Raw genomic sequence first — 24224 nt, 5'->3', positions numbered from 1 at the left:
GGGCAGGGAACGGTGGGGGTGAGGGAGAGAGCCGTCGACCGACCCGCACCACGCCGTTGGGCGCTGTGTGCAGGAGGTCAGACGTCGTGGAACGGTCGTCCGGGGAAAGGCGTGACGCGACCTTGGGCCAGGTCGGACAGGAATCCCGGGCAGGGCGACCGATTAAGGAGGCGCCGACCTAGATGCGAAGAACCGTGGAGTCCGCCGCTTGCGTTCTCGGGACCGCGAAGTCGCGTGCCGCGGAGGCGTGACGGGCGAGCGCGGAGCCGGGCGCCTCGTCACCGTTCTCCGAGCTCAGCGGAGACAGGCAGGGCACCGCCACAGCGGGACTCTGCGAAGGCTGCCCGGCGACACAGCCCTCACCGGCGTGCTGCTGTCCGTGACCGTCGTGATGGCCCTCGGAGTGCTCGCCCGCCGACTGAGCCGACGTGGCACTCGCAACGTTTTCGTGTTCGGCGATGGGCTTGAGATGAACGCCCGACGCCGAGACGCCCTTGTGAGAGGAGAGGTGACTCACCGTGGTGTCAGGGCTGGCCGCATGTGTATACAGCAGGCCGAAGAGGAACAGGCCAAGCCCCAGCACGCGCAGCAGAGCCGCTGATGAGCGGCTTCTCGGCGCACAAGAAGGAGACCAGGCCGTAATCACGCTGTGATCCTAACCCGATCGCGGGGCCCCGGCGCGCCGCCCCAGGAGAACATTGCGTGAACCCAGCCACATGACGGCGCCAGGGTCACCTTGTGGCGCCAACCAGGCCGCCCTCTGGGGACTTCACGGTTCGCAAACCTCTTGTTCCGCCCCGCGCCACGGGCATGGAGACCAGAAACCAGTGTGACGTTTCATCCTCGCGTCGAAAGCCCGCCCCGAGCGGCCGTCTACTATGGAGCTGCGTACTCGGTGGCGGAAGGAAGTCAGGGCGATGCGGCGGCTGGGGGATCTCGAGGCAGAGATCATGGATCGTCTCTGGACATGGAATCGTCCGGCGACGGTGCGCGAAGTGGTCGACGACATCAACAAGATCCGCCCCATCGCGTACACGACGGTCATGACCGTCACCAACATCCTGTATTCCAAGGGCTGGCTGTTGCGCGGCAAGCAGGGGCGCGCCTGGCTGTACTCCCCGGTGCGCAGCCGTGAGGCGTACGCCGCCGCGCTCATGGAGGACGGCCTGGGCGAGAGCAAGGACCGCCCGGCCGCGCTGGTCCACTTCGTCGAGAACATGTCGGAGGAAGAACAGGCCGCCCTGCGCAAGGCCCTGCGGACCGTGGGACGACAGGCCAAGGCCGAGTCGTGAACGCGGCCACGGCCCTGGTCGGCTACACGGCAGCAGTGGGGTTCGTCGCTCCGCGCCTCATGCTCCGCGGCAGTTGGCAGCATCGGGCCCCCGCCCTGGCGGTAGCTGTGTGGCACGCCTTGGCGGTCTCGTTCTCGATCGGGGCCGCGCTGGCCGCGTACAGCCTGGCCATGCCGGCCGAGCACCTGCACGCAGGGCTGGTGGGGCTGCTGCACACCTGCGGCGTGGACATGGGCACGGCGCAGCCCGACCCGCACACCGCGGACCGGCTTGCTGTCGGTGTCCCCGCCGCGATCGGGATCGCCCTGATCGCGAGCTTCGTCTTCCACGTCGTACGAGCCCGTCGGGTGCGGACTGAGCACCGGGAAGCGGTGGACTTGGTGGGCCGCCCTTCGACCCGGCTGAGTGCCACCGTCCTTCCGTACGACGTGCCCGCCGCGTACTGCCTGCCCGGGCGTGATCCCCGGATCGTGATCAGTGACGCGGCGGTACGCGAGCTGACACCCGAGCAGCTGGCCGCCGTGCTGGAGCACGAGCAGGCCCACATCGTGGGTCGCCACCACCTGTTCCTGGCCGCCGCGGAGGCGTTTCACTCGGTGTTCCGGTGGCTGCCGCTGGCCCGGCACGCGCGGGAGCAGACGACGCTGCTGCTGGAGATGGTCGCGGACGACCGCGCCCTGCGCAGCCACTCCCACGAGGCGCTGGCCACGGCGATGTACGAGATGGCGGCGGCCCGCACTCCGAAGGGTGCGCTGGCAGCGGGCGGCCAGAACGTCCTGATCCGCCTGAAGCGGGTCCTCGGCCCGCGCAAGGCCCCACACCCGGCCTTGTGGGGTTCTGTGGCTGCCGCGGTCGTCACCGTGCCGCTGCTGCCTCTGCTGGTCGCCTGCCCGCCGCATCTCGGCTGACGCCCGCCGGACGGGTCCGGCGAGGCCGCTGTGATTCGAGCTCACTTGCGATGCGCACTACGAAGCTACTAAGTTCTAAGCTCACTCTATGAATGCGATGCTGGGCGCGGGCCAAGGTTCGCGCCCAGCATCGGATCCACCGGGACAGTGCCGCAGTTGACTGGTGTCGCCCGACGACCAGAGTCCGTCGCTCGGCCGCAGACGCGCAGAGGAGTCACTCCACGATGGGATCGCACCGTCGGCCGAAGCCGCCCAGCCGCGCTCGGATAGCCACCCTGGGCATGGCCGCCGGTGCCGTGAGCCTCCTGCCGACGCAGAGTCAGGCGGCCCCCAAGCCCACGGTGGACGAGGTCCGCAAGGAAGTGGAACGGCTCTACGAAGAGGCCGAGGCTCCCACCGAGGAGTACAACGCCATCCGCGAAAAGCAGAAGAAGCTGCAGCGCGAAGCCGACCGCGCAAAGGACCGTCTGGCCCGCAAGCAACAGGAGATCAACGAACTGCGCGAGAAGATAGGCCCGCTGGCGGCCGCGCAGTACCGCAGCGGCGGCATCGACCCGAGCGTGCAGCTCTTCCTGTCCAGCGACCCGGACGACTACCTCGGCCAGGCCGAGATGCTCGACCGCACGAGCAGCCGACAGGCCGAGGCGCTCGAGGCGATGCGGCGCAAGCAACGCGAGCTCACCCAGGAACGCGAGGCCGCTCAGAAGCAGCTGAAGGCCCTGGAGGAGACGCGCGCCAAGGCTGCCAGGACGAAGGACGAGGTCCAGGACAGGCTCGCGAAGGCGCGCAAGCTCCTGAACAGCCTGACGGCCGCGCAGCGCGCCAGGATGGAAGCGGATCAAGAGCGCGACGACGCCGCCGCGGGCGCCAGTGACTCCCCGGCGACGTACAACGGCCCGGCCAGCGGCCGTGCCAAGGTCGCGCTCGACTTCGCGTACGCGCAGCTCGGCAAGCCCTACGAGTGGGGCGCCACCGGGCCCGACTCCTACGACTGCTCGGGGCTGGTGGGCGCCTCCTGGCGTGCGGCGGGCGTATCGCTGCCGCGCACCGTCAAGCAGATGTACGACGCCGGCCGCAAGGTGGCCAGGTCCGACCTGCAGCCCGGCGACATCATCTACTGGTACAACGACACCCAGCACAACGGCATGTACGTCGGCAACGGCAAGGCCATCCACGCGCCGCGCACCGGCAAGAACATCGAGATCGTCCCGTTGGACTCCATGCCGTTCTTCGCTGCCAGCAGGCCTTGAGCGCCCACCCCCACACCGCCCAAGGAACATTCGTGACCGCACGTCGGGCCGTCCGCCCCCTCCTCGTCATCGCGGGCACCTCGATCACCTCCCTGGTCCTCACCTCCTGCGCAGGTGGCACCACCGAAGCGGGCTCGGCAGCGGACACATCGGAGTCGTCGGCGATGCTGTCCCACGTACACGGTCTGGGTGTGGGCCTTGCTGACGGACGTGTGTACGTGGCCACCCACAACGGCCTCTACACCGTGGCCAAGGGCGGAAAGCCGAAGCTCGTCGGCGACCGCAAGGACGACTTCATGGGCTTCACCGTGACCAGCGAGAACACCTTCATCGCCAGCGGTCACGGCGCCGAGGGCAGCGGACGCCCGGGGAACCTCGGCCTGATCGAGAGCAAGGACGCGGGCCGTACCTGGACGTCCCGGTCACTGGAGGGTGACGCCGACTTCCATTCCCTGGATTCGGCCAAGGGGATGGTCTACGGCTACGAGGGCGGCCGGATCCGGATCAGCAGCGACCTCAAGAGCTGGGACGACCGGGCCTCGCTGGAGGCACTCGATGTGACAGTGAGCCCCTCCGGGGCCAAGCTGCTGGCCACCACGGCGGAGGGCGTCGCCACCAGCACTGACGGCGGCCGCAGCTTCGGCAAGGGCACCGAGCCGGTGCAGGCGTTTCTGTCCTGGCCGGTGGAAGAGTCCCTCTTCGGCATCGACACGTCCGGGAAGCTGAGCAGCAGCGCGGACGGCGGCAAGACGTGGAAGGAGCTCACGACCGTACCCGGCGGGCAACCCCAGGCGCTGACCGCCGTGAACGCCGACCGCATCCTCGCGGCGACGATGACGGGCGTGTACGAGTCACGCGACGGCGGCAAGACGTTCACCGAACTCGCGCCGCTTGCCTCCTGAGCTGACACGCCAAAGTTGTCGTTCCGCTGCGGGACGCAGCTCCATGTCCGGTGCAAAAGTGTTTACTGCGAAACGTGGCGGGCAGTCAGCGGACCGCCACACCCACTGCTGAATCCCCGTCGGCGGTGAGTCTCTGCCGCTCCCGTGGCTCGTGCTGCCTGCGCCAGCCGTATCGGGTCAGCCCCTTCGGCTTGTACACCGACAGCGCCACCGCGACGATCAGCACGAGAAGAGCGGCGCCGGCGTCGGCCAGCAGCTGGACCCTCATCCCCACGAGGTCACCGTCGGCAAGCGTCCTCTGGGCCGCGACGCCGGCGACATGGCCGATCACCTGCATGTGCACCAGCAGCAGAACCGTCGCCACCACGTTGATCAGCAGCTTGCACGCGACCCAGTAGTGGCGGAACAACCCCCAGGCGGACCCCAGGGCCTGAACGAGCCCCGTGAGCAACGAGGCGAAGCTGAGCGGGACAAGGGCGTACCAGCCGATCAGCTCCATCGCGAGGTAGGCGCCGCGCACGTCCTGTGGGTCCTGGCCGTTCAGACCGACGACAGCCAGGACGACGAACACGGCGACAGCCCCGAGCCAGCCGACCGAGGAGGTGACGTGTGCGGTGAGGGTGAGCTTGCGGAGGCGGGGGTTCATGGCCATGGCGGTCAGTGGCCGCCCATCCCGCCACCGATCGTGTGCATGAGCACGAGCGCCACCAGCAGTGCGGATCCGGCGACGATGCCGAACACCTTCACCCAGCGGGGCATGCCGGGATACACCGCAGAGCGTGGCGCGGAGTCGGCGGCTTCGGTACGGGAAGGCGAGTCAGCCATGGGTGCGTCCCTGGGTGCTTGGTTGGCGGACGGTCGTCATGCGCACTTTACGAGACACACTGTCTACTATGTCAACCACGGCGTATCGATGACGGCGCCGCGTACACTGACCTGGTGCCGAAGCTGTGGAACGAGACGATCGAGGCGCACCGCCGCGCCGTGCGCGACGCGATTCTGTCCACCACGGCGCAGCTCGCCGCCGAACACGGGGTGCGGTCGGTGACGATGTCCCAGATCGCCGAACAGGTCGGCATCGGCCGGGCCACGCTGTACAAGTACTTCCCGGACGTCGAGGCGATCCTGCTGGCCTGGCACGACCGCCGGATCACCGAGCACCTGGAACAGCTCGCGGAGGTCCGGGACCAGGCCGATGGCCCCGGCGACCGACTCGAGGCCGTTCTGAGGGCGTTCGCTCACATCTCGCGCCAGACCGGCGCGCACAACGGCACGGAACTCGGGGCATTTCTTCACCGGGACGAGCGCGTCGTCCGAGCGCAGCAGCAGCTCCACGGCATGATCCGGGACCTGCTGGCCGAGGGCGCGCAAGCCGGCGTCTTCCGTGACGACGTCGCACCCGACGAGCTGGCGACCTACTGCCTCCACGCCCTGACGGCCGCTGCCGCCCTACCCTCCGAAGCGGCGACCGACCGGCTCGTGACGGTGACGCTGTCCGGGCTGCGTAACGGGCACTCCATGCCGGACGGCCGAGGGCCGGCCGGCCGACACGAGCACCACCACGGCCACCACGCAGGGCACCCAGGTCACTGACCCGCCAGCTGACGGCATGGCTCCACATCGGCCGCGCAGCAGCCCTGACTGCTGTGGCGGTGTACGCGACGACACGGGCCGCACGGTCTCCCTCCGCAGGTGGCGAGGAGCCGCTCCGGGAGACCGCGGGCACGATCCAGCGCAGGTTCCGGCCGGTGGTCACGGTTCCGGTCTTGTCCAGGACGACGGTGTCGACGCGGCGGGTGGACTCCAGGACCTCGGGGTCCTTAGCCCACGGACAGCGGGCGCCCGCCGTCGGAGATCAGCTTGCGGGTGGTGTTGTCGATCGCGGCGATGTGATCCGCGTCGAAGGCGTGCCGCATGCCGAGGATGTACGCGGTGACGCCGAGGCCGACGCCGAACGCGCCCTGGCTGCCGAGGCCGAAGTGGTGGGGGACGACGAACAGCAACGTGCCCCACCCGATGACGTGCAGGGCGAGGATCGCAGCGGCCAGTCCACCGACCCGGGCCCACTCGCGCGGAGTGAGCGCGACGCGTACGCGCCGGACGAGGCCGGCCCGGGGGACGGACCCAACGGTCATGGCGGTGTCCTTGATCGGGGTGTGCTCAGGTCAGTGCAACGTGAGGTGGCCTCAGGACACTTCGACTGTGGCAGCGCCGACCATACAGAGCTGTGCGCCCCTCCCCCCGGTCAGTGCGCCATGACCGGGCCCTGTCCCGGGTCCGGGCGCCCGGCCGGCAGCAGCAGAGCGCCGACGGCTGCAACCACGGCAGCGGTGATCGCGCAGGCGGTGAAGGCGTTGTCGAAGCCGCCGGTACCGGCCGTCGCACCCGCGCCACCGCCCTCCAGGCTCGCCCCGGCGATGGTCGAGATGACAGCGACGCCCAGCGCCGCACCGAGTTCGTGCGAGGTGCTGACCAGTCCGGATGCGAGGCCCATGTCCTGGTGCGACAGTCCGTTCATCGCTGCCGTGGTGGCGCAGACGAAGGCGGTACCGAGAGCGAGCGAGAGAAGGGCGAAGCCCGGGACGAGTTCGGTCCAGACGCTGTTGTTCGCGTCCAACCGGGTCAGCAGGGCGGCTCCCACGGCCGTCAGCGTGAAGGCAACGGCACCGACGGGACGCCATCCCAGCTTGGCCACCAGATGCGAAGCGGCGTGCGCCCCGAGCGTGATGGCCACTGCGACGGGCAGGAAGACGAGACCGGTCTTCAACGCGCTGAAGCGCAGGACGTGCTGGAGGTAGAAGGAGCTGAGGAAGAAGCTCGCGATGAGCAGTCCCGAGGCGGCGAGCATGACCACGCTGCCGCCGACGAGCGAGCGCCGCGCGAAGATCACGAGGTGTACGAGCGGTTCGCGCACCCGGCGCTCGACCGCCACGAAGGCGACCGCCGACAGCACGGCACCGACAAGCGGCAACCAGGCATCCGGCGCGTCGAACCCGTGGTCGCGGGCCCGCACCAGCCCGTAGACGAGCAGGCCGGGTGCGGCCGTCAGGGTGAGCGCGCCCATCAGGTCGAGGGAACGGCCCGCGCCAGAAGGAGACGCGAGATCACGCGAGTTGCCGAGCAGGGCCGGTACTCCGAGGAGGGCGACCAGCCCCACCGGCACGTTGATGAAGAACACCCACTCCCATCCGGGACCGGAGACGAACACGCCCCCGAGCAGCACACCCACGGCAGATCCCGCACCACCGATCGCGGCCCAGATACCGAGTGCCTTGTTGCGGTCGGGCCCATGGAAGAGGGCCGTGACGAGGGCCATCGCGGCCGGTGACATCAGCGCCGCACCGACTCCCTGCGCCGAGCGGGCAGCGATGAGCATTCCGCCGCCCGCCGCGAGCCCGGAAGCTATGGAGGCAGCGGTGAACACCGTCAGCCCGGCGAGGAAGGCACGGAGCTTCCCGATCGCATCGGCGAGACGTCCACCGAGCAGCAGCAGGCTGCCGAAGAAGAGCGTGTACGCGGTGACGACCCAGGTGAGTCCCGAGCCGTCGAGACCGAGGTCTTTGCCTATGGTCGGCAGGGCGACGTTGATGACGGTCACGTCGGCGATCAGCATGAACTGGGCGAGGCAGAGCAGCGTCAACAGCTTCCAGCGGTGCGGGTGTCCGGCTGGAGCGGCCGAACCGTGCGTGTGCGGGTCCGAGTGGGCTGTTTCCGGTACGTGGCTCATGACGGGGCTCCCGAATCATCGGAGTTGGTACGGCGTGGGGCGAGGACGAGCGCGACGACAAAGCCGACCACGGCGATCGCGGCTCCGGTGAACATGGATGGACCGAGCCCCGCGGTGAACGCGTCGCGGGCTGCGCGGGCGAGGGCGGTCCCGGCGTGGCTCGGTAAGTGCTCGGCTGCGGCGAGGGCCGCGCCCAGTGAGTCGTGCGCGGCGGCCTTCTGCGCGGGTTCCAGGGCGCTTTGGCCGATCTCACGGCGGTAGCGACCGGCCAGCAGACTGCCGGTGACCGCGACCCCGAGGGCGGCACCGAACTGAATGGCGGTGCTGTTGGTCGCCGACCCCACGCCCAGATCTCTCTCCGGGAGGGAACCCACGATGGAGTCGGACGTGGCGGTGATGACGAACCCGGCACCCGACCCCAGCAGCACCACGACAACGAGCACCCGGCCGTAGCCGTCCCCCGGGCTCGTCGTGGCGAACACGGTCAACGCCCCGGCCACCAGCGCGAGTCCGGCGGCCGCGACGTACCGCACCCCGAGGCGCTGGGCGAGCACTCCGGCCACCGGCCCGGCCACCAGCAGCGCGAGTGCCATCGGCCCGAGCCGCCAGCCGGTCTGCGCCGCCGTGTAGCCGAGGTTGAATTGCAGATGCTGTACGAGGACGAAGAGCGTCCCGATCATCGCGAAGGCGCACAGCAGGATCAGCACGGCGCCGACGGCGAGCCCTCGGTGGCGGAGGATCCCCAGCGACAGCAACGGGTTGGGGGCACGGCGCTCCCACTCCACGAACGCGGCGATGAGTACGGCAGCCAGGGCGAACGCGCCGAGCACCAACGGATCGGTCCACCCCTCCGACGGCCCCTCGATGAGCGCCCAGAGCAGCAGGGCGGGCCCGGCAATGGACAGTGCGGCACCCACCGGGTCCAGCCGACGGCCGCGTATGGCCGGTGTGGCAGGGACCAGGATGGCGGAGGCGACCAGGCCTGCGGCTCCGATGGGCAGGTTGACCAGGAAGACCGAGCCCCACCAGAAGTGATCGAGGAGCCGGCCGCCGACCACGGGTCCGATGACGGTGCCTGCGCCGACGGCGGCCGACCAGACGCCGATCGCCTTCGTGCGCTCGGTGGGCTCGGTGAAGACGGTGCCGATGATCGCCAGCGTGGCGGGCATGATCAGCGCCTCACCGGACCGTGGTGTCGAGCCCCACGACCAGGAGGCTCACGCCGAGCACGGCTAGGGTCAGCCAGCGCCTGCGGGGCGGCAGGAACGCAGGCTCTGAGGGGGTGCGGACGGATGCACTCATGAACTGAACAGTACAGTTCATTCTAATTGAACTCAACTGTTCAGTTCAGTTGGCGGGTAGGATACGGCCATGGATCACGAGGCAGCCACCACCAAGCGACCTCCGTCCGGAGCGCGAGCCGAGCAGAAGCGCGCGGCGATCATCGCGGCTGCGCGGGAGACCTTCCTCAAGGAGGGCTTCGCGGCCGGTGTGGACCTCATCGCCACCAACGCAGGCGTGTCCAAGGTGACGGTGTACAACCACTTCGGCAGCAAGGAAGCGCTCTTCACCGCCGTCATCGCGGACGCCCTCGACGCACCGGTCGGCGGAACCCTGGTGACCGCCGTCGATCAGCTCGCCGAGGCCGACGATCTACGCAAGGCACTCACCGAGGCGGCCCAGGCCTGGGTCGCGAGCGTCCGGGACAACCCCGACGTCCTGGCCATGCGGAACCTGGTCGCACGCGAGCTGCACCGCTTCCCCGACCTCGGCAAGGCATGGCAGCACCAGCCCCCCGGACACCACCACCCGGCCGTGGCCGGCGCACTGGAACAGCTCGTGGCCAAGGGTCGACTCGCCATCCCGGACCTCGAGGTCGCGATCATCCAGCTCTACTCACTGCTGCTCTATCCGCAGCTGGTCTTCAGCAGCTACGGAACCGAACTCAACGCCGATCTGACCGACCGACTGATCGCACAGGGAGTGGAGATGTTCCTGGACCACTACGCCACGCCCGATGCGAAAGCGCCCTCCTGACAGGACGGCCGCAATCTGCGCTTCCCGGGCGGAGTGCGTCGCCTCGCCGCCCACGCCGTGCCCAGCAGGCACAAATGGACGCGCAGACGAAACCGAAAGATCACCGCCAGACACCTCCGCCCCCTTCCACCGGGTCCACCGAGGGGGATGGAGAAGGCATCGAGCGGCGATGCGCCCGGAGCACATCACCGCAGTTCAGCGCACCCTCCCCCGCGGCTTCATCGCCCGCGGCGGCAGTTGGGGAGCAGGCAGCCGCCCCCCGTCGTAGCCCTTCACCTCACCGAAGCGGGAGCCCTCCATCCAGTCCCTGCGCGCCGCCTCGATCTCCTCCTGCGTACGCCCGATGAAGTTCCACCACATGATCAGCTCCTCGTCGAACGGCTCGCCCCCGAGGAGCATCAGGTCCGCGTCCGACCCGGCGCGCAGGGGGAGTTCCGTGCGGCCGCAGCCGAGGTAGAGCATGGAGCCGGGGAGGACGGGGACGCCGTCGACGTGGGCCTCGCCGGACATGGAGAGGACCGCGTACTCGAAGTCCGGCTCCAGGGGCAGCCGTACGTCGGTGCCACGGGTGAGGGACAGGTCGGCGCCCACGATCGGGGTGTACGTCGTACCGGGCGAGGTCACGCCGTCGACGGTGCCCAGGATCATGGTGGCCCTGAGGCCGGGCGCCGTGACGACAGGCAGGTCGGCGTGGTGCTGGAAGTGCGGCTCGGTGTGCCGGTGGCCGTCCGGCAGGGCGACCCACAACTGGGCGCCGTGCAGGAAGCGGGCGTGCGGCCTGGGGCTCTCCTCGGAGTGGCTGATCGCCCGGCCGGAGGTCATCAGGCCCAGCTCGCGCGGGCGGATCGTCTGGAGGCTGCCGGTCGAGTCGCGGTGCAGCACCTCGCCCTCGTGCAGCCAGCTGACGGTCTGCAGACCCATGTGCGGATGCGGCGGGACCTGCATACCGGGCTCGTCGGCGATGTCGTCGGGACCGTAGTGATCGACGAAGCACCATGCGCCCACCATGCGGCGGCCCAGATTGGGCAGAAGCCGGCGCACCTCGGTGGACTCGCCGAGCTTCACCCGGCGGGGACTGAGGAGTTCACGCACCGGCTCGGCCACCACGAACCCCCGGCCGCCGCACACCGAGGGCACGGCTTCGCGATCAAGATTGCTCATGGCGCCAACCTAGCCCCGTCCCGCTCTCCACGTCAGGCCATCGCCCGTGCGCCGGGGAGGGGCGGTCGACCACGTTCCGCAACCAGTGGAATGTTCAACCGTCTCGTGGGGTTGTACGCCGCGAAGGAGGTCACGAGTGGACACGACGTACTACGACCACGGGACGGCCGCGGAGCGCTGGGAGCGGGCGCGGATGTTCTTCGACGCCAAGGACTACGCGGCCTCGGCGCGGGTCCTCTCAGGGCTGGTCGACGAGGTGCCCGAGCAGACCGGGCCGCGGCTGCTGCTCGCGCGCGCCTACTATCACTCGGCCCAACTGCGTCGCGCGGAGACCGAGTTGCGCGTCATCGTCGAGCGCGATCCGGTGGAGCACTACGCCCGCCTGATGCTGGGGCGCACGCTCCAGCGGCAGGGACGGCACGAGGAGGCGGAGTCGCACATGCGGATCGCCTCCGCCCTCGCCGGTGACTTCGAGCGACAGGGCTGAGGACCGTTCGAACAGGTCGCCGCAGGGGGCCTTCGGTGGGCACGGAAGTCCGTGCCCACCGAGAACCGGAGCGGCCGGCGCCCCCTTCCCCACCTGGCTGACGCCCAACCTGCGTGGTCCCCGTACTCCGCTCACATCGCCCGCCCTACTCCGCGTGCGTCCGCCCGCCCCGCCGGTGAGCGATCTCGCCCAGCACCACATCGACCACGATGAACGCCGCGAGCGGGATACCCAGGAGCGGGACGAAGTAGCCGACGACGGCGACGGCCGCCAGTGCGGGGACCAAAATCTGTGGCGGCACGTGCTGCCAGGCGCCGCGCGGGATGGGGCGGCCGAAGGCCGAGGCCCGGCCGCGCTGCCACCACATGCGGTAGCCCCAGAGAATGAGCAGGATCAGCGAGAGCCCGAGGGCCATCAGGGCGAGCTGGTTGACGAAGCCGAAGAGGACGCCGGTGTGGGCGTCGATGCCCCAGCGGGTCAGCTTGGCGAGCACCGGGAAGTCGGCGAACCGGAGGGTGTCCGTGACCTCGTTGGTCGCCGGGTCCACGGCCACCGCGTCCTGCTTGGTGGGCCAGCTGCGCTGGACCTGCCGTACGACATACGCGGAGGACGCGTCGGCGGCCGGCACGATCTCCACGGGATCGCCCAGGCCCTTGGCGCGCGCGGCGGCGAGGGTCTTGTCGAGGTCCCCCTCGGGCGCCGCGCCGGAGGAGTCCTCGCCGTCCCCGTGAGCCGCGTGGTCGCCGCCGGAGGCGGTCGCCGAGATCGCCGGGGTCGCCTGGCCGAGCGAGGTGCGCAGGGTGTCGATGTTGGCACCCGCGTACGCCGACCAGGTCAGACCCGTCGCCGAGAGGAAGAAGAACCCGGCGGCCGCCCACACGCCGACGGTGCCGTGCAGTCCGAGGGTGCGGCGACGGCCGCTGGTGCCGCGCACCTTGCGCCGGCCGCGGCGGCGGCCGAACCAGAGCGCGAGTCCACCCGCCGCGATGACCCACAGCCAGCTGGCGGCGAGCTCGCTGTAGAGGCGGCCGCTCTCCCCGAGGTGCAGGTCGCGGTGGAACTCGTCGATCCACGTGCGCAGCGGGAGCGCGCCCGTCGAGCCGTACTGCTCCAGCGATCCGCGCACCTTCGCGGTGTACGGGTCGACGAACACCGCGAGCGTGTGGGTCTCGTCGACGCCGGGGACGCCCGCGAGCATCACCCTGGTGGTGGCGTCGTCCTCGGGGGACGGCCGTACGGCGGAGATCGTGCCCTCGGGGTGGGCCTTCCGGGCGGCGGCCACCTGCTCGGAGATCGGCAGCTTGCGGTCGCCGACGGAGGAGACGGTCAGCTGGTCGGCGTACACGATCTTCTCGGCCTGGAACGAGGCCGCGTAGAGGAAGCCGGTCAGGGCCGCGACCAGCAGGAACGGGGCGACCAGGACACCCGCGTAGAAGTGCAGCCGCAGAACGAGCGGTTTGAGTGACCTGAGCGCGGCGGGCCGCGGTTTCGGGGTGGTGACGGGCTGCGTGGTGACGGGTTGCGGGGACTCGCCCGTCTCGGTCGAGGGAGCGGTGGACATCGGCGGGCTACTCCGGTGGGTGGGGACGTTGTTGCGGTCCAGTAGTCGGAGCGAGGGCGCGTCGAGTTCCGGGGCGCGTGGGTGTCGTAGGTCACATGTGGATGGGTGGTTGGGGGGATGCCCCGCTGTCCTGGCACGATGCTCGGCATGACCTCAGGGAGCGCCTTACGCCTCGCGCGCGCCGCCGTGTTCGCGGCCGTGTGCGTGGTGACGGCCGCCCTGGGGCACGTGCTGATGTCCCGGGCGGCGCTGCCGTGGTGGACCGTGGGGTGCGCGTTCGCGGGCACGACGGCGGTCGCGTGGTGGCTGACGGGACGGGAGCGCGGGGCTCCGCTCGTCACCGGTGCCACGGTGGCCGCCCAGCTGGGGCTCCATGAACTCTTCGGGCTGGCCCAGCGGTTGAGCGCCCCGGCGGCCGTCCCATCCCCGCGGCACATGGGCACGGGCCACATGCACTCCATGGACGAGCCGTCCGCCGCCATGGGGTCCGCGGGGTCGTCCGTGAGCCTGGAGTCGGCGGGTACGGAGCTGGGGGACTACGGCTCCTTCTCGATGTTCGCGGCCCACGTGCTCGCCGCGCTGCTGTGCGGGGTGTGGCTGTGGCGCGGTGAGGTGGCGGCCCACCGGGCGGGCCGTTCGCTGGCCGCCCTGGTGTTCCCGCCGCTGCGTCTGGTCTTCCTGCGCCCGGTCCCGGTCCGGCCCGCACCTCCCGTACGAGCCGAACTGCTCGTTCCCGTACGCCGGTTGCTCGGGGTCCTGTTGCAGTACGCCGTCGCTCGCAGAGGTCCGCCGACGGGGTTCGTCCACTGCTGACCGCCCGTCACGACCACTGGTGACGGGCGGGTTCTCGCGTACGCGTCCACAGCCGTGCCCTCCCCATCGCGGCCGCTGTGCCCGCGTACGCGCCCCTCTCTTCGCCAAAGGACCTCAGCGATGACTCCTGCGCTTCCGCAGGCCCCGGTAAGCAACACTCCGGTACAGGACCGTGCCCCTCGACACCGCCACGCCCCTCGACGCGACGCCGCTCCTCGACACGACGACACCCCCGTCCGCGACGACGAGCGGGTCACCCGGTGGGCGCTCGCCGCCCGCGCCGGTGACCGGGACGCCCTCGAGCGCTTCGTCCGTGCGACGCACCGGGACGTGTGGCGTTTCGTGGCGCACCTCAGCGGTGACGTGCCCGGCGCCGACGATCTGACCCAGGAGACGTATCTCCGCGCCCTGACCGCGCTGCACGGGTTCACCGCCCGCTCCACCGCCCGCACCTGGCTGCTGGCGATCGCGCGCCGTACGGTGGCCGACCGGTTCCGGGCGGCGGCGGCCCGGCCGCGGATATCCGATGCCTGCGACTGGCAGGCGGCCGCCGAGCGCACCCAGCCGCGCGGGCTGCCCGGTTTCGACGAGGGCGTGACCCTGCTCGATCTGCTCCGGACCCTGGACGCGCCCCGCCGCGAGGCGTTCGTGCTGACCCAGCTGGCCGGACTGCCGTACGCGGACGCGGCGTCGGCCATGGGGTGCCCGATCGGAACGGTGCGCTCACGGGTGGCGCGTGCCCGGGAGAGCGTGACGGAGCTGCTGCTCGCGGCCGGTTAGGGTCCCAGGGGCGGAGCCACGCCCGCCGTGCGGGTCCCCGGAGATGTGGCCCGTACCTCTCTCCGCGGGATCCGCCCCGCATCGCGTGACGTGTCTTGGCATGCTGGCGCGATGGCATCAGAGAGCGACCGTAGGACATCCCGCCGGCTCCGCGACCAGGTCGAGCGACTCCTCTCCCACGAGGGGCCGTTGCCGATCGTGGCCGCGGGCGACCCGGTGCTGCGTCGCCCCGCGGCACCCTTCGACGGCCAGCTGGACCCGGCCCTGCTGGCCCGCTTCGTCGCCGCCCTGCGCGCCACGATGCACGCGGCGCCGGGTGTCGGACTCGCCGCTCCGCAGGTCGGGGTGGGGCTGCGGATCGCCGTCGTCGAGGACCCGGCGCCGGTGCCGGAGGAGGTACGGCTCGCGCGCGGCCGGGTGCCGCAGCCCTTCCGTGTCCTGGTCAACCCGGCGTACGAGGCCGTCGGCGCCGGGCGTGCCGCGTTCTTCGAGGGCTGTCTGAGCGTGCCGGGCTGGCAGGCCGTGGTGGCCCGGCACGCCCGGGTACGGCTCACGGCGCTGGACGAGCACGGCCACCCGGTCGACGAGGAGTTCACCGGCTGGCCCGCCCGTATCGTCCAGCACGAGACGGACCACCTGGACGGCACGCTGTACCTCGACCGCGCCGAACTCCGCTCCCTGTCCTCCAACCAGGCCGTGGCCGGCCTCTGGAACGACCCGGCCCCGCACCGGGCCGCGGAGTCCCTCGGATTCACGCTGCCCGACTGACGGGCCAGGACGGCCCCGGCCCGTCGGACCCGAGCCGCTCACGTGTCCCGGAACGCCTCCAGCAGCCGCAGCCACACCTCGCTGATCGTCGGGTACGACGGGACCGCGTGCCAGAGGCGGCCGATCGGGACCTGGCCGGCGACCGCGATCGACGCAGAGTGGATCAGTTCGCCGACGCCGGGACCGACGAAGGTGACACCGCGCAGGATCTCCTTCTCCAGGTCCACGACCATGCGGGCGCGGCCCCGGTAGCCGTCGGCGTAGAGGCCCGCTCCCGCGACCGAGGCGAAGTCGACGTCCACGGCGCGGACGCGGTGGCCGGCCTGCTCGGCCTCGGCGAGGGAGAGGCCCACGGCCGCGGCCTCCGGGTCGGTGAAGACGACCTGGGGCACGGCGGCGTGGTCGGCGGTGGCCGCGTGGGGGCCCCAGGGGGTGGTCTCCAGCAGCGGTGCGCCCGCCGCGCGGGCGGCGATGGCGGCGCCGGCGACACGGGCCTGGTACTTGCCCTGGTGGGTGAGCAGCGCCCGGTGGTTGACGTCTCCGACCGCGTACAGCCACTCGCTGTCCGTGACGCGGAGGCTGTCGTCGACCGGCAGCCAGGAGCCCGGTTCCAGGCCGACGGTCTCCAGCCCGATGTCGTCGGTGCGCGGGGCACGCCCGGTGGCGAAGAGGATCTCGTCGGCCTCGATACGGTCACCGGTGTCGGTGTGGACCACGACGGTGCCGTTCTCGCGGGTGACCGACTCGGCCGACGTACCCGTGCGGACGTCCGCGCCCGCCTCGGTGAGCGCCTCGGCGACCAGTTCCCCGGCGAAGGGCTCCATGCGGGGCAGCAGTCCCTTGCCGCGGACGAGGACGGTGACCCGCGAGCCCAGTGCCTGCCAGGCGGTGGCCATCTCCACGGCCACGACACCGCCGCCGATCACGACCAGCCGGCCGGGCGCGGCCTGGGCGCTGGTGGCCTCGCGGCTCGTCCAGGGCCTCACCCGGTCAAGGCCGGGCAGATCGGGCAGGAGTGCGCGGCTGCCGGTGCACACGACGACGGCGTGCCGGGCGGTCAGCACCCGGCGCCCGCCGTCGGGGCCCTCGACCGTGACCCTTCGGGGTCCGTCGAGGCGGCCGTGGCCGCGGTGGAGGACCGCGCCGACGCTCTCCAGCCACTGGATCTGGCCGTCGTCCTTCCAGTGCGAGGTCTCGTAGTCCCGGTGGGCGAGGACCTCGGCCGTGTCGAGGGGGTCCCGGACCAGGTGCCGCAGGCCGGGCACGCGGCGGGCCTCGGCGCGGGCGATGACCGGGCGCAGCAGGGCCTTGCTGGGCATGCACGCCCAGTACGAGCACTCGCCGCCGACGAGTTCGTTCTCCACGACCGCGGTGGACAGACCGGCCGCGCGGGTGCGGTCGGCGACGTTCTCCCCCACGGGCCCGGCCCCGACCACCACGACGTCGTAGGTGAGGGGTGCTGCTTCTTCTGCCGATTCCGTGTCCGTCATGGGGCCAGTCTGGTGGGTGGTGTGCGCCGTGGCCACATGGGTACGCGCGCGGAATACGGCACCGAGAGGCGGTGTTGTCGACACCGGCTTGCCCCGAGCCCCGATACCAGGAAGAGGGATACACGCCATGAGCAGCACCGTGGAGCTCACCAAGGAGAACTTCGACCAGACGGTCACGGACAACGAGTTCGTCCTGATCGACTTCTGGGCGTCCTGGTGCGGGCCGTGCCGTCAGTTCGCCCCGGTCTACGAGCAGGCGGCGGAGGACAACCCGGACCTGGTGTTCGGCAAGGTCGACACCGAGGCCCAGCCGGAACTGGCCCAGGCCTTCGGCATCCAGTCGATCCCGACGCTGATGATCGTCCGCGACCAGGTCGCCGTGTTCGCGCAGCCGGGCGCCCTGCCCGAGGCCGCCCTGACGGACGTCATCGGGCAGGCCCGGGAGCTGGACATGACCGAGGTTCGCAAGGCGGTCGCCGAGCAGCAGGCCCATGCCGAGGGGAACGGCCAGGTGCAGTAGGCCCCGTCCCTTCCTTGACGGGGAACCGGATCCACGCCCCGCGACGCCGGGATGATCCGAACGACAGGCCCTAGAAGGGGTACGCCGCCACGTCCCCGCGCACCGTCGTCCAGCGCAGTTCGGTGAAGGCCTCGATGTTGGCCTCGCCGCCGAAGCGGGCGCCGGTGCCGGAGGCGGCGATCCCGCCGAAGGGCGCGACGGCCTCGTCGTTGACCGTCTGGTCGTTGATGTGGACGATGCCGGTCGGGATGCGCTGGGCGAGGTCGAGGCCGCGCGCGGTGTCGCGGGTGACGATGCCCAGCGACAGTCCGTACGGTCCGTCGGCCGCGAGTGAGGCGGCCTCGTCGGCGTCCTTGAAGGACCGTACGGGCGCGACCGGGCCGAAGACCTCCTCGGCGTACGCGGGCGTGGTGTCGTCGACGCCGGCGAGCACGGTCGGCCGGTAGAACAGCCGGTCGTGCGTGCCGCCCGCCGCGAGCTTGGCGCCGCCGGTCGTGCTGGAGTCCACCAGGCCGCGGATCTTGGCGAGTTGGGCGTCGTCGATGATCGGACCGAGGTGCACCTGCTCGCGGTACGGGTCGCCGACGGCGAGCGAGTCGGCCTTCGCCGCGAGCCGCTCGACGTACTCCTCGTACAGCGAGGCGTGGACGAGGTGGCGTCCCGTCGTCATGCAGATCTGGCCCTGGTGGAAGAACGACCCCCACGCGGCCGTGGAGATCACCGCGTCGATGTCGGCGTCCTCCAGCACGATCAGCGCGGAGTTGCCGCCCAACTCCAGGTGTACGCGCTTGAGATGGCGGCCCGCGGCCTCACCGACCGCGCGTCCGGCAGCGGTCGACCCGGTGAAGGAGATGACGGGCACGAGCGGGTCGGCGACCAGCGCCTGCCCCGCCTCGGGGCCGCCGGGCAGCACATGCAGCAGCCCCTCGGGGAGCCCCGCCTCGGCGAAGACGGCGGCCAGCGAGAGCCCGCCGCAGACGGCGGTGCGCGGGTCGGGCTTCAGGACGACGCCGTTGCCGAGGGCGAGGGCGGGGGCGACGGAACGGATGGACAGGATCAGCGGGGCGTTGAAGGGGGAGATGACGCCCACCACGCCGACCGGTACCTGGCGCGTGTACGACAGCCGGGGCGCCTCCGAGGGCAGGACCTGCCCGGCGGGGCGGGAGGCCAGCGCGGCCGCCTCGTAGCACTCCTGGGCCGCGACATGCAGTTCGAACTCGGCCTTGCCCGGGATGGAGCCGGACTCCCGCACGATCCAGTCGCGCAGTTCCTCGGCGTGCGCGGTGAACAGGTCGCCGGCCTTGCGCAGGACGCCGGCGCGGACGAAGTGCGGAGTGCGGGCCCACTCGGCCTGCGCGGCCCGGGCCGCCCGGGTGGCGCTCGCCACGTCGTCGGCGGAGGCCAGCGTGACGGTGGCGAGCGTGTCGCCGGTCGCGGGCTCGGTGACGGCGTACTCACCGCCGGACAGGGTGCGGGACTGCCAGGTCTGCGGGTCGAGCAGCGGCATGACGGCTCTCCGATCGGTCACTGATCACGGATGGCGTCCCACGACTCGTGACGACCGCAGCCGTGTGCGGCTGCGGCCGACGGTCGCGGACGTCCGCGCCTGGTTGGTTGAGCGCGCAACATCCTAGTCATGCCGTACGGGAAGCGTGTCGCCCGCCACACGGGATCCAGGCACAACTCCAGGTGCCGATCCAGGAGTTGTGCCTGGATCCCGTGCGGTGCGGCCCGTCAGCTCGATTCCCGGTGCACCACCCGAGAACGGAGCATCTGGTGCGTTTCGGGCACTCCCCCGGGCTCGCGGACCGCCCGGTCCACCAGTTCCGCGAGGTCGCGCCCGGCCGGGAGCTCCAGGTGGACGGTGCTCAGGCGCGGTCGCAGCAGCCGGCCGAGGACCAGGTCGTCGGCGCCGATCACGGCCGTCTCCTCCGGGATGTCGATGCCCTCGTCCTGGAGGGCACGCATCAGCAGCATCGCGTACTCGTCGTTGTACGCGAACACCGCGTCCAGACCGAGGGAACGCCAGCGCGCGGCAAGGGCGGCCGCCGCCTCCTCCTCGTACGCGAGCGGCAGTTCGGTCACCGTCGCCCCGGTGCCCTGCGCCGCCTGCTGCACCCCGGTGAGTCTGGGTCTCGAGTAGACGCTCAGACCGCGCTCCTCGGGCACCACCACACCGATGCGGCGGCACCCGCGGGCCAGCAGATGGGCGGCCGCGCTGCGTCCGACCTCGCCGTGGTCCAGGCACATCCCGTGCGCGCCCTCCACGGGTTCGGGACCCATGGTGACGACGGCTCTGGCGCCGGATCGTTTGAGGACGGCGACTCCTTTCGGGCCGAGTCCGGCACCCGGCACGATCACGGCGACGGGGCGCAGTTCGGCCCAGGCGCGGGCCGCCTCGTCGCCGTGGAGGCCGATGCTGCCGTACTGGACGACGGTGTAGTCGAGGCGGCTGAGCGCCCACTGGATCTCGTAGATGAACCCGCTGTAGAGCGGGTTCGCCGCGACGTGCGGAGCGGGCATGAGCACCATGCGACTGTGTCCGGCGCGCAGGCTGCGGGCGGCCGCGTGCGGCACGTATCCGAGTTCCTTCGCGGCCTCGTGGACACGGCGGCGCGTGGGCTCGCTGATCCGTACGGCGCTCGTGTTGTTCAGGACATAACTCACGGTCGCTCGTGAGACACCCGCCAGGCGCGCCACATCGGCACTCGTCGGCACGGATCGCTGTGCGGGCGACGGCGGAGCGGGCTGATTCGGTATCTGCACCACGTACGCATCTTTGCAGAAGCTGTGACGGGCGTTCGGGCGGGGGGAGTTCGGGCCGAAGCCGCGCAGGTGGCGGGTGCCCCGCGGAGCTGCCGGGCGGCCCGGACGTCAGACCACCGTCGTGGGGGCCAGCTCGCGCAGTTCCCGCAACGCGGCGGCGACCGCGGGGCGTTGGGCTCCGCCGCCGCGGGTGCAGGTCAGCAGCTTGCGATGCGGGTTGCCGGTGCAACAGACGCGGGTGACGGGCAGATGCGGTGTCAGCTGGGCCAGCCGCGGGATCAGGGCGACGCCGAGCCGGTGGGCGACGAGATGGGCCGTGACGTTCCAGTCCAGCGCGTGGTGCACGACATCGGGGGTGAACCCGGCGGCGCCGCACGCCGACAGCACGTGGGGGCGGCAGGGGCTCTCGGGCACGGGGGCGATCCAGTCCTCGTGCGCGGCTTCCGCCAAGTCCACGCGCTCACGCGCCGCGAGAGGGTGGTCCTCGGGGACGACCAGGTCGAACGGGTCGTCCAGGAGCGGCTGTTGGTCGAAGCGGACGTCGCCGAGGGGCGGGTTGTGCGGGGTGGCCTCGACGACCGCGAGGTCGATCTCCCCCTCGAAGAGCAGGTCGAAGCTCTCCGGTACGCCGGCCTCCTGGATCCGTACGGACAGGCGCGGATGCCGGGTGCGCAGCCGGGCCGCCACCGGAGCCAGGAGCACGGAGACGGCGACGGGGAACCCGCATGCCCGCAGCAGCCCGGAGGGGGCGCCGTGATCGGCCCGCAGATCCAGCTCGGCCTGCTCCCAGCGGGCCTGGATCGCGTCGGCGTGCGCGAGCAGGCTCTGCGCGGCAGGGGTGAGCCGGACCCCGCGGCCCTGCGGTTCGAGCAGGTCGACGCCCAGGTCACGGGCGAGCTGACGGATCTGCTGGGAGGCGGCGGACGGGGTGAAGTGCAGGGCGTTGGCGGCCGCGGTGACCGTGCCGTAGTGGGCGACCGCCCTCAGGACGTGCAGTCGGCGCAGGTCAATCATGAAGTCCACGCTTCAAGGTCGGGTCCGGAAAGTCAACCTGGACGTATACGGCGGCCGCGACGCACTCTGGCCGTGTCGCGGCGATCGTGCGGTGACCGCCGTGCCACGACCGTCGACCGTCCCTGCCGTACGAGGAGTTACGAGGAGTTGCGATGACCAGCACGACGGCCGGCGCCTGCCCGCACTGCGGATGGCCCGACCACGCCGAGCCCTTCCAGGTGGTGTCCCGGCACGCCACGGCGGCGGGCCACACCGTGTGGATCCGCTGCGGCTGCGGATCGCTCCAGGTCCGTGTCGTGGACCAGCGCGGGATGCGGATCGTCTCCCGCAGCCGGCCCCCGGCGCCGGACGCGGTGCGCGCACGGTGCGGTTCGGCCGGCCCCTGAAGGGGGCATCGAAGGTCCGGGCCCGTTCGGCACACCGATGCGGGAAGAGGCCGGGCCCGGCCGCCTGCTCGGCGCATCGGCGCAGTAAGGGGCGCACACGACGAAATCGTTCAAGTGTGCAACGAATGCGTGTCTTCTCTGCCAGGGTGGGTGGATGGAGACGCTCTTCCGACGCCTGCTGAGACTGATGCCCCGGCTGGGTCTGCACGTGACCGACCTCGGCCCCGGAACCGCGGTGGTCTCCCGGCGCGGCGGACGTGCCCGGATCCCCGTGGACCAGGGCGCGGACCTGCTGGTCAGGAACGTCGACCGGTACTCCGTGACGGGCGCCGGCAAGGACATGTGGGTGGTCCAGGGCACCAAGCCCGGCAAGGCGCCGGAGCCGTCCGGCGGGTGGACCGGCGTCCGGCTCGGCGACACCGGGGCGCATCTCCTCCTGAACGACCACGCGAGCGCGGACGAGCGCCGGTTCCAGCTCGCGGCCGGGGCGTATCTGTGCTCCCAGCACGTGGCCGCCATGCTGGAGGCGTACCGGGTGAACTGCGTGTTCGACGTGGGGGCCAACGCCGGGCAGTACGGCAAGCGGCTGCGGCGGTTCGGCTACACGGGACGGATCGTCTCCTTCGAGCCCACCTCGGACGCCTTCGCCCGTCTAGAACGGGCCGCGAAGGACGACCCCGACTGGCAGGTCTGCCACTTCGGCCTCGGGCGCGAGGACGCCATGATGTCCATCCACACCGGCTGGAACTCCATGAACTCGCTCCTCCCGCCGAGCGACTACGGCCGGGGCCGCTACAAGCGGTTCGCGAGGACGCAGACGGAGGAGATCGAGATCCGGCGGCTCGACGAGGTGATGGAGAAGGCCCTGGACGGCATCACCGGTCCCCGTCCCTATCTGAAGATGGACACGCAGGGGTACGACCTGGAGGTCTTCGCGGGCGCCGGTGAGCGGATCGCGGACTTCGTGGGTCTGCAGTCGGAGGTCGCCGCGCTGCGGCTGTACGAGGGCAGCCCGGGGATGGCCGAGGCGATAGCGGTGTACGAGCGCAGCGGGTTCGGGATCAGCGGCATGTATCCGGTCACGCGGGAGGAGACCACGGGTCGCGTGGTGGAGTTCGACTGCGTGATGATGCGTGCGGACGCGGCTCCCGCGAAGGGCTGAGGGCCCGTGCAGAGCTGAAGACTCGTGCAGGGCCGAGGACTCGTGCAGGGCTTTGCGCCCTGCCCGCCATCCGGCGGGTGACCGCCGCGTGCCGCCACCCGCCGGATGGCGGGCAGGTACCGCCGTACGGCGGCCTGCGCGCCGGAGTGGTGGCGTGAACCATGGGGGCCGTACGAACCGCCGGCACGGCACCCCGTGTGAGGAGACGCCATGACTCAGGTACCGCCCCCGTTCGACCCCGAGCTCGCCGCCGCCCTGGAGATGATCGCCGAGATGGTGCCTCCGTCCATCACACTGGACGGGCTGGCCGAGAGACGTCTGGGCTCCGTTGCCCTGGAGCCCGGCGCGGAGCAGCTGAGCCAGGGCGGGTTCTTCGAGGTCGAGGAGCGGGAGGTGCCGGGGCCGCAGGGAGCGCCCGACATCTCGCTGCTGATCTGCCGGCCGGCCGCGTCCACCGGTGGGCGACCGGTCATCTACCACACCCACGGCGGTGGGATGATCCTCGGCAGCGCCAAGTTCGGCATGGACATGGCCCTGGCCTGGGCACGGGAGCTGGACGCGGTCGTGGTGTCCGTGGAGTACCGGCTGGCGCCGGAGCACCCGCACCCGGCGCCGGTGGAGGACGTCTACGCCGGTCTGCTGTGGACGGCGGAGCACGCCAAGGAGATCGGTGGCGATCCTGAGCGGATCGTCGTCGTGGGCGGCAGCGCGGGTGGCGGGCTGACGGCCGCGCTGGCCCTGCTGGCCCGTGACCGCGGGGGCCCGCGGCCCATCGGGCAGATGCTGATGTGCCCGATGCTGGACGACCGCAACGACTCCGCGTCCGGGCATCAGATGGCGGGGCTCGGTGTCTGGGACCGTACGTCCAACGAGACGGGGTGGACGGCGCTGCTGGGCGAGCTGCGGGGTGGGCCTGACGTGTCGCCGTACGCGGCTCCGGCGCGGGCCGAGGACCTGGCCGGGTTGCCGCCCGCCTTCCTCGACGTCGGCTCCGCGGAGACCTTCCGGGACGAGACCGTCGAGTACGCGTCGCGGATCTGGGCGGCCGGTGGGGTGGCCGAACTGCATGTGTGGCCGGGCGGATTCCACGGCTACGACGGCTTCGCGCCGCAGGCCGCGCTGTCCCAGATCACGGTGGCGGCCCGGTTGGGGTGGCTGCGGAGGCTGCTCGGCGAGTGATCTCGCCCCGCCGCCCCTACC

26 protein-coding genes and 1 pseudogene are annotated in these 24224 nt (G+C 71.3%); 14 read left to right on the top strand and 13 right to left on the bottom strand.

Annotated features, from left to right (window positions below; genetic code table 11):
- Positions 1-178 precede the first annotated feature (178 nt).
- Positions 179-583, bottom strand: coding sequence for a DUF6153 family protein (locus FNH04_RS49410; RefSeq protein ID WP_407704117.1), 405 nt, complete (start codon positions 581-583; stop codon positions 179-181).
- 334 nt (positions 584-917) lie between these two features.
- Here FNH04_RS49410 and FNH04_RS17270 point away from each other — a divergent pair, with 334 nt between their 5' ends.
- The 4 genes from FNH04_RS17270 (at position 918) to FNH04_RS17255 (ending at position 4352) form a co-directional block, all read left to right on the top strand.
- Positions 918-1292 (top strand): BlaI/MecI/CopY family transcriptional regulator, encoded by a 375-nt coding sequence (locus FNH04_RS17270; protein WP_152785202.1) that lies wholly within the window; start codon positions 918-920, stop codon positions 1290-1292.
- Positions 1289-2200 carry a M56 family metallopeptidase gene (locus FNH04_RS17265; protein WP_322723204.1) on the top strand — a complete coding sequence of 304 codons (912 nt, stop codon included), beginning with the start codon at positions 1289-1291 and terminating at the stop codon, positions 2198-2200. The genes FNH04_RS17270 and FNH04_RS17265 overlap by 4 nt, the downstream gene beginning before the upstream one ends.
- Before the next feature lie 224 nt (positions 2201-2424).
- Complete coding sequence (locus FNH04_RS17260; protein ID WP_152785201.1) at positions 2425-3450, top strand: C40 family peptidase; 1026 nt, start codon at positions 2425-2427, stop codon at positions 3448-3450.
- Between the two features lie 32 nt (positions 3451-3482).
- Positions 3483-4352 carry a F510_1955 family glycosylhydrolase gene (locus tag FNH04_RS17255; protein ID WP_322723203.1) on the top strand — a complete coding sequence of 290 codons (870 nt, stop codon included), beginning with the start codon at positions 3483-3485 and terminating at the stop codon, positions 4350-4352.
- Positions 4353-4437: 85 nt separating this feature from the next.
- On the opposite strand, the gene FNH04_RS17250 is transcribed toward FNH04_RS17255, so the two are convergent.
- Positions 4438-5004 carry a hypothetical protein gene (locus tag FNH04_RS17250; protein ID WP_194236711.1) on the bottom strand — a complete coding sequence of 189 codons (567 nt, stop codon included), beginning with the start codon at positions 5002-5004 and terminating at the stop codon, positions 4438-4440.
- A 5-nt stretch (positions 5005-5009) separates the two neighbouring features.
- Positions 5010-5177 (bottom strand): hypothetical protein, encoded by a 168-nt coding sequence (locus FNH04_RS46560; RefSeq protein WP_194236710.1) that lies wholly within the window; start codon positions 5175-5177, stop codon positions 5010-5012.
- Between the two features lie 114 nt (positions 5178-5291).
- Here FNH04_RS46560 and FNH04_RS17245 point away from each other — a divergent pair, with 114 nt between their 5' ends.
- Positions 5292-5945 carry a TetR/AcrR family transcriptional regulator gene (locus tag FNH04_RS17245; RefSeq protein ID WP_322723202.1) on the top strand — a complete coding sequence of 218 codons (654 nt, stop codon included), beginning with the start codon at positions 5292-5294 and terminating at the stop codon, positions 5943-5945.
- Positions 5946-6175: 230 nt separating this feature from the next.
- On the opposite strand, the pseudogene FNH04_RS17240 reads toward FNH04_RS17245, so the two are convergent.
- The 4 genes and pseudogenes from FNH04_RS17240 to FNH04_RS48645 all read right to left on the bottom strand — a co-directional run.
- Positions 6176-6487 (bottom strand): annotated as a pseudogene (locus FNH04_RS17240) (HoxN/HupN/NixA family nickel/cobalt transporter); the annotation flags it as partial.
- Positions 6488-6597: 110 nt separating this feature from the next.
- Complete coding sequence (locus FNH04_RS17235) at positions 6598-8079, bottom strand: MFS transporter (protein ID WP_152785198.1); 1482 nt, start codon at positions 8077-8079, stop codon at positions 6598-6600.
- A complete protein-coding gene (locus tag FNH04_RS17230; protein ID WP_152785197.1) occupies positions 8076-9248 on the bottom strand; it encodes an MFS transporter in 1173 nt (390 codons plus the stop codon). Before FNH04_RS17230 ends, FNH04_RS17235 begins: the two co-directional genes overlap by 4 nt.
- Positions 9249-9258: 10 nt before the next feature.
- Positions 9259-9381 (bottom strand): hypothetical protein, encoded by a 123-nt coding sequence (locus FNH04_RS48645; protein ID WP_265580045.1) that lies wholly within the window; start codon positions 9379-9381, stop codon positions 9259-9261.
- Positions 9382-9450: 69 nt separating this feature from the next.
- On the opposite strand from FNH04_RS48645, the gene FNH04_RS17225 reads away from it, so the two are divergent.
- Positions 9451-10116: a TetR/AcrR family transcriptional regulator gene (locus tag FNH04_RS17225; RefSeq protein WP_152785196.1), complete on the top strand. Its 666-nt coding sequence runs from the start codon at positions 9451-9453 to the stop codon at positions 10114-10116.
- A 195-nt stretch (positions 10117-10311) separates the two neighbouring features.
- Here the strand turns inward: FNH04_RS17225 and FNH04_RS17220 are convergent, their stop codons facing one another.
- Entirely contained in the window at positions 10312-11277 is a 966-nt protein-coding gene (locus FNH04_RS17220; RefSeq protein WP_152785195.1) for a pirin family protein, read from the bottom strand.
- Between the two features lie 136 nt (positions 11278-11413).
- On the opposite strand from FNH04_RS17220, the gene FNH04_RS17215 reads away from it, so the two are divergent.
- A complete protein-coding gene (locus FNH04_RS17215) occupies positions 11414-11764 on the top strand; it encodes a tetratricopeptide repeat protein (protein ID WP_322723201.1) in 351 nt (116 codons plus the stop codon).
- A 145-nt stretch (positions 11765-11909) separates the two neighbouring features.
- Here the strand turns inward: FNH04_RS17215 and FNH04_RS17210 are convergent, their stop codons facing one another.
- Entirely contained in the window at positions 11910-13325 is a 1416-nt protein-coding gene (locus FNH04_RS17210; RefSeq protein ID WP_152785193.1) for a PepSY-associated TM helix domain-containing protein, read from the bottom strand.
- A gap of 147 nt (positions 13326-13472) precedes the next feature.
- Between FNH04_RS17210 and FNH04_RS17205 the strand changes: the two genes are divergently transcribed.
- From FNH04_RS17205 to FNH04_RS17195, 3 genes are all read left to right on the top strand, one after another.
- Entirely contained in the window at positions 13473-14138 is a 666-nt protein-coding gene (locus FNH04_RS17205; protein ID WP_152785191.1) for a hypothetical protein, read from the top strand.
- Between the two features lie 120 nt (positions 14139-14258).
- Positions 14259-14918 carry a sigma-70 family RNA polymerase sigma factor gene (locus tag FNH04_RS17200; protein WP_152785189.1) on the top strand — a complete coding sequence of 220 codons (660 nt, stop codon included), beginning with the start codon at positions 14259-14261 and terminating at the stop codon, positions 14916-14918.
- Between the two features lie 111 nt (positions 14919-15029).
- Positions 15030-15686, top strand: a complete 657-nt coding sequence (locus FNH04_RS17195) for a peptide deformylase (RefSeq protein WP_152785187.1) — start codon at positions 15030-15032, stop codon at positions 15684-15686.
- A 38-nt stretch (positions 15687-15724) separates the two neighbouring features.
- On the opposite strand, the gene FNH04_RS17190 is transcribed toward FNH04_RS17195, so the two are convergent.
- Complete coding sequence (locus FNH04_RS17190; RefSeq protein ID WP_152785185.1) at positions 15725-17176, bottom strand: dihydrolipoyl dehydrogenase family protein; 1452 nt, start codon at positions 17174-17176, stop codon at positions 15725-15727.
- Between the two features lie 127 nt (positions 17177-17303).
- On the opposite strand from FNH04_RS17190, the gene trxA reads away from it, so the two are divergent.
- Positions 17304-17696, top strand: coding sequence for a thioredoxin (gene trxA, locus FNH04_RS17185; RefSeq protein WP_152785183.1), 393 nt, complete (start codon positions 17304-17306; stop codon positions 17694-17696).
- A 70-nt stretch (positions 17697-17766) separates the two neighbouring features.
- Here the strand turns inward: trxA and FNH04_RS17180 are convergent, their stop codons facing one another.
- The 3 genes from FNH04_RS17180 to FNH04_RS17170 all read right to left on the bottom strand — a co-directional run bounded on the left by FNH04_RS17180 (position 17767) and on the right by FNH04_RS17170 (position 21476).
- Positions 17767-19203 (bottom strand): benzaldehyde dehydrogenase, encoded by a 1437-nt coding sequence (locus FNH04_RS17180; RefSeq protein ID WP_152785204.1) that lies wholly within the window; start codon positions 19201-19203, stop codon positions 17767-17769.
- 227 nt (positions 19204-19430) lie between these two features.
- On the bottom strand, positions 19431-20465 hold the full coding sequence (locus FNH04_RS17175; protein WP_322723200.1) for a LacI family DNA-binding transcriptional regulator: 1035 nt from the start codon (positions 20463-20465) through the stop codon (positions 19431-19433).
- Positions 20466-20570: 105 nt separating this feature from the next.
- Positions 20571-21476: a LysR family transcriptional regulator gene (locus tag FNH04_RS17170; RefSeq protein WP_152785203.1), complete on the bottom strand. Its 906-nt coding sequence runs from the start codon at positions 21474-21476 to the stop codon at positions 20571-20573.
- A 152-nt stretch (positions 21477-21628) separates the two neighbouring features.
- Here FNH04_RS17170 and FNH04_RS17165 point away from each other — a divergent pair, with 152 nt between their 5' ends.
- From FNH04_RS17165 to FNH04_RS17155, 3 genes are all read left to right on the top strand, one after another.
- Positions 21629-21862, top strand: a complete 234-nt coding sequence (locus FNH04_RS17165; RefSeq protein ID WP_152785178.1) for a hypothetical protein — start codon at positions 21629-21631, stop codon at positions 21860-21862.
- A 154-nt stretch (positions 21863-22016) separates the two neighbouring features.
- Positions 22017-23024 carry an FkbM family methyltransferase gene (locus tag FNH04_RS17160; protein ID WP_152785176.1) on the top strand — a complete coding sequence of 336 codons (1008 nt, stop codon included), beginning with the start codon at positions 22017-22019 and terminating at the stop codon, positions 23022-23024.
- Between the two features lie 210 nt (positions 23025-23234).
- A complete protein-coding gene (locus tag FNH04_RS17155; RefSeq protein ID WP_152785174.1) occupies positions 23235-24203 on the top strand; it encodes an alpha/beta hydrolase in 969 nt (322 codons plus the stop codon).
- The last annotated feature ends 21 nt before the right edge of the window (positions 24204-24224 follow it).

Source organism: Streptomyces phyllanthi, assembly GCF_009377205.1.
In the GTDB taxonomy this organism is placed as follows: domain Bacteria; phylum Actinomycetota; class Actinomycetes; order Streptomycetales; family Streptomycetaceae; genus Streptomyces; species Streptomyces phyllanthi.
Note: the sequence above shows the minus strand (reverse complement) of the source record. Positions and strands in the feature narration are given on the sequence as shown.